This window comes from Mesobacillus sp., assembly GCF_049588175.1.
Taxonomy (GTDB): domain Bacteria; phylum Bacillota; class Bacilli; order Bacillales; family Cytobacillaceae; genus Mesobacillus.
Genome location: NZ_JBAVFI010000038.1, coordinates 1 through 4380 on the forward strand (window position 1 = coordinate 1; position 4380 = coordinate 4380).

8 protein-coding genes are annotated in these 4380 nt (G+C 41.0%); all 8 read left to right on the forward strand.

Annotation, left to right across the window (positions count from 1 at the left end; genetic code table 11):
* Positions 1 to 334, forward strand: a 334-nt coding sequence (gene fliN, locus WB217_RS00820; protein ID WP_423989738.1) for a flagellar motor switch protein FliN, incomplete at its 5' end; no start/stop codon positions are given.
* Between the two features lie 18 nt (positions 335 to 352).
* Positions 353 to 715: a response regulator gene (locus tag WB217_RS00825; protein WP_423989740.1), complete on the forward strand. Its 363-nt coding sequence runs from the start codon at positions 353 to 355 to the stop codon at positions 713 to 715.
* 64 nt (positions 716 to 779) lie between these two features.
* Positions 780 to 1445 carry a flagellar biosynthetic protein FliO gene (locus tag WB217_RS00830; protein ID WP_423989742.1) on the forward strand — a complete coding sequence of 222 codons (666 nt, stop codon included), beginning with the start codon at positions 780 to 782 and terminating at the stop codon, positions 1443 to 1445.
* On the forward strand, positions 1438 to 2103 hold the full coding sequence (fliP, locus tag WB217_RS00835; protein ID WP_423989744.1) for a flagellar type III secretion system pore protein FliP: 666 nt from the start codon (positions 1438 to 1440) through the stop codon (positions 2101 to 2103). Before WB217_RS00830 ends, fliP begins: the two co-directional genes overlap by 8 nt.
* Before the next feature lie 15 nt (positions 2104 to 2118).
* Entirely contained in the window at positions 2119 to 2388 is a 270-nt protein-coding gene (fliQ, locus tag WB217_RS00840; protein ID WP_335374970.1) for a flagellar biosynthesis protein FliQ, read from the forward strand.
* A 4-nt stretch (positions 2389 to 2392) separates the two neighbouring features.
* Positions 2393 to 3169, forward strand: a complete 777-nt coding sequence (gene fliR / locus WB217_RS00845; RefSeq protein WP_423989747.1) for a flagellar biosynthetic protein FliR — start codon at positions 2393 to 2395, stop codon at positions 3167 to 3169.
* Entirely contained in the window at positions 3170 to 4255 is a 1086-nt protein-coding gene (flhB, locus tag WB217_RS00850; RefSeq protein WP_423989749.1) for a flagellar biosynthesis protein FlhB, read from the forward strand.
* A 34-nt stretch (positions 4256 to 4289) separates the two neighbouring features.
* The coding region (locus tag WB217_RS00855) for a hypothetical protein (protein WP_423989751.1) at positions 4290 to 4380 on the forward strand (91 nt) is incomplete at its 3' end.

A 4380-nucleotide genomic window follows, 5' to 3' on the forward strand; every position in this document is an offset into this window, starting at 1 on the left:
GACCGGTGCTCAGACAACTGTACAGCCAGCGGTTTTCTCAAGCTTTGAGACATTCCAGCCGCAGCAAGCGGAAACGAAAAACCTTGATATGCTTCTGGATATTCCTTTACAGGTAACGGTTGAATTAGGAAGAACCAAACGGTCTGTTAAGGATATACTCGAACTTACTTCAGGATCGATCATCGAACTGGATAAACTCGCTGGAGAGCCAGTCGATATCCTTGTCAACAATCGCCTGATCGCCCAGGGAGAAGTTGTGGTCATTGATGAGAATTTCGGAGTACGTGTAACAGATATTATCAGCCAGAGTGACAGAATCAAAAAATTGAGATAAAACACAGGAGGAACTTCAATGGCAAAGAGAATTTTAGTCGTGGACGATGCGGCTTTTATGAGAATGATGATTAAGGACATCTTAACAAAGAATGGTTTTGAGGTCGTAGCTGAAGCAGCTGATGGGATGCAGGCACTTGAGAAATATAAGGAATTACAGCCGGACCTTGTAACGATGGATATTACGATGCCGGAAATGGATGGAATCACATCCTTAAAGGAAATCAAAAAAGTGAATCCAACCGCAAAAGTTATCATGTGTTCAGCTATGGGTCAGCAAGCGATGGTTATCGATGCGATCCAGGCGGGAGCAAAGGATTTTATTGTAAAACCGTTCCAGGCAGACCGAGTGATTGAAGCGATTTCAAAAGCATTAAGCTAATAACTTATTAAGTTCCTAAATAGGTCAAAAAATCTTAAGGTTATGAAAAGAGCCTACTTAGAGGGTGCGGCAATTGTTAAAGTTAATACGAACTGCCTCAATAGTCCTTTTCCTATTAGCTGCTCTGTTGAGCCCGCTCAGCATGGCATATGCGGAGCAGCTAAATACAAGTGTTAAGGATTGCCTGGAAAAACCAGGTTCATGTGATGACGGGCAGGCAGACAAAACTAAGAATCAAGCAGAAGATACAGACACAAAAATAGGGGTTACATTTTTAGATTTTCTAAGAATGATTCTTGCCACCGCATTTGTAGCAGGGCTTTTATATTTCCTTCTTAAATTCATCAATAAAAAAAGCATGTCATACAAGAGCTCGCAGCTAGTAGAAAATCTTGGGGGAACAAGCCTTGGGGCTAACAGATCAATCCAGATTGTCAAAGCAGGCAATAAGCTGCTCATTGTTGGTGTTGGTGAAAATATACAACTGTTAAAAGAAATTGACGATCCCGAGGAGTACAGTCAAGTCATCCAGGAATATAACAACAAAGTGGAACAGCTTGTACAGCCAAGCGATATTGTGACAAAGTTCCTTAAAAGAGCGAATAAGGATGGCAGCAAGGAAAGTTCAACTTTTTCCGCCTTACTAAAGCATCAGTTGAATGACATGGCAAGCGGTAGAAAGAAAATGCTTGAAGAGATTCAAAAGAAAGGGTCAGAAAAAGATGAATGAGTTTATGGAGTTTTTCAACAGCAGCGCTCCTGAGAATGTATCAACTTCAGTAAAGCTGATGCTCCTTCTGACTGTACTTTCTCTTGCGCCAAGCATCTTGATTTTAATGACGAGTTTTACAAGGATCATTATCGTTCTTTCCTTTGTCAGAACGGCGCTTGCAACCCAGCAGATGCCGCCAAACCAAGTGTTGATTGGGTTAGCCTTATTCATGTCATTCTTCATCATGGCTCCTACCTTCCAGGAAGTGAATGAACAGGCGCTGACACCATTGTTCAACGAAGAGATTAATTTGGAGCAAGCGTATGAAAAAGCATCCATTCCATTTAAAGAATTCATGAGCGCGCATACCAGACAGAAGGATCTTGCTTTATTTCTCGAGTATTCAAAGGCAGAACCTCCTAAATCAGTCGAAGACATACCATTGACTTCACTTGTTCCCGCCTTCGCGATTAGTGAAATCAAAACAGCTTTCCAAATAGGATTCATGATTTTTATCCCTTTTTTGGTCATTGATATGGTAGTAGCCAGTGTCCTGATGTCGATGGGAATGATGATGCTTCCGCCGGTAATGATTTCACTTCCATTTAAGATCCTTCTATTTGTAATGGTAGATGGATGGTATTTAGTCGTGAAATCCTTATTACAAAGTTTCTAAGCAGGTGATTAATTAATGACTTCAGAAGCAGTCATCTCAATAGCTGAACGGGGAATCTATACGGTGCTGATGATTTCTGGCCCCTTGCTCGCACTTGCACTCGTCGTGGGCTTGATTGTCAGCATTTTTCAGGCAACAACCCAGATTCAGGAACAAACATTGGCTTTTGTTCCAAAAATTGTTGCCGTATTGATTGGCATCGTTTTTTTCGGTCCTTGGATGCTCAGCTATATGCTCTCATATGCCAGCGAGATTTTCTCGAATTTGACCAGGTTTGTAGGATGAAGCCATGATTGATTTCATTCCTTCATTTCCGGCATTTTTGCTGATTTTCGTCAGAGTTACATCATTCTTCTTGATGATGCCGCTGTTTTCATACAGAACGATTCCAGCTTCGCATAAAATCGGGCTGGGTTTCTTCCTTTCTATTATTATGTTTTCGTCTGTCGGAGCTCCTGAAATCGTAATAGACGGTACTTATTTCTTACTGATTATTAAAGAAGTCCTTGTTGGCTTGCTCATCGGTTTTATAGCAGCTCTGATGATGTCAGCTATACAAATTGCCGGTGGATTGATCGATTTCCAAATGGGCTTTGCAATCGCTAACGTCATTGATCCCCAGACGGGTGCCCAGAGCCCCTTGATGGGACAATATTTATATACAATCGCTCTGTTTTTTTTGCTGACAGTTAATGGACATCATTTGCTGCTTGATGGCATTTTTTATAGCTATAATTTTGTACCGATTGATCAGGTGATGATTCCTTTCGGTAATCAAAATATAGCACAGTATATTATCATGGCATTCAATAAAATGTTCATTATTGCATTCCAAATGTCTCTTCCTGTAGTCGGCAGCCTGTTCCTTGTGGACGTGGCGCTGGGAATTGTGGCAAGGACCGTACCGCAGCTGAACATCTTCGTTGTCGGACTGCCTGTAAAAATAGGTGTCAGTTTTTTAGTTCTTATCGCGGTAATGGGTGTGCTGATGATGGCTATTTCCGATTTGTTTTCTACCACCCTGGCAACAATGAGAGGCTTGATGGAGTTAATTGGAGGAGCTTAAATGGATTTTTTAACATTGGATCTGCAGTTCTTTGCAGGCGAGAAAACTGAGAAAGCTACTCCTAAAAAGAAACAGGATGCAAGAAGGAAGGGACAAGTTGCCAAAAGCCAGGATGTCAACACTGCGGTCGTACTTCTAGCAGTATTTTTATTTTTGATGTTTTTTGGGAAAACGATGACTGAGAGAATGATAGGAGTTCTTCGTCATGCCTTGCAAAATTATATGTTTATGGATCTTACAGAAAAAAATATTGAAATGATATTGATCGAAATCCTTGCAGAGCTCGCCATTTTTCTTGGACCGGTGATGATGGTTGCCCTGGTAGCGGGAGTGGCAGCAAATTATGCACAAGTAGGGTTCATGTTCTCGACAGAAGCTATTCAAATGAAATTAGAGAAAATTAACCCGATCAGCGGATTTAAACGAATCTTTTCCATGAGGGCGATTGTTGAATTAATAAAGTCCATCCTGAAAATCAGTTTTATTGGTTTGATTGCCTTCTCGATCCTATGGTCGAGGATGGATGAAGTTTTGCTGCTAACCAGCAAGAGTTTAGGGGCTGCACTTGCTACAATTGCCGGCTTGACACTACAAATGGGACTTTTTGCTTCCGGAGCATTGCTTTTTTTATCATTAATGGATTATCTATACCAAAAATATGATTTTGAAAAAAGTATCCGTATGTCTAAGCAGGACTTAAAGGATGAGTATAAGAACATCGAAGGTGATCCGCTCATCAAATCAAAAATCAAACAAAGGCAAAGAGAGATGGCAATGCGTCGGATGATGCAAGAGGTGCCAAAAGCAGATGTGGTCATTACGAATCCAACACATTTTGCCATTGCCTTAAAATATGACGAGCAGAAATCGGATGCACCGGTCGTAGTGGCAAAAGGAGTAGACTTCGTTGCCCAAAAAATAAAATTAATTGCCAAGGAAAATGAGATTGTCACCGTTGAAAATCGGCCACTGGCAAGAGCGTTGTACAGCCAGACAGAAATCGGAGACGGCATTCCGGAGGAATTTTTCAAGGCAGTGGCTGAAATCCTCGCTTTTGTTTACCAGGCAAAAAATAAAGTACTGTAGTTTTTTGGTTATGCAGTGTTAGGAGAGAAGAAATATGTCAGCAAGAGATTTATCCGTCATATTTGGTGTCATTTTAATAGTGGCGATGTTAATTATTCCTTTTCCATCATGGCTATTAAGTATAC

Coding starts and splice junctions, on each gene's coding strand:
- WB217_RS00825 (WP_423989740.1), top strand. CDS start 353: ATGGCAAAGAGAATTTTAGTCGTGGACGATGCGGCTTTTATGAGAATG.
- fliP (WP_423989744.1), top strand. CDS start 1,438: ATGAATGAGTTTATGGAGTTTTTCAACAGCAGCGCTCCTGAGAATGTA.
- fliQ (WP_335374970.1), top strand. CDS start 2,119: ATGACTTCAGAAGCAGTCATCTCAATAGCTGAACGGGGAATCTATACG.
- fliR (WP_423989747.1), top strand. CDS start 2,393: ATGATTGATTTCATTCCTTCATTTCCGGCATTTTTGCTGATTTTCGTC.
- flhB (WP_423989749.1), top strand. CDS start 3,170: ATGGATTTTTTAACATTGGATCTGCAGTTCTTTGCAGGCGAGAAAACT.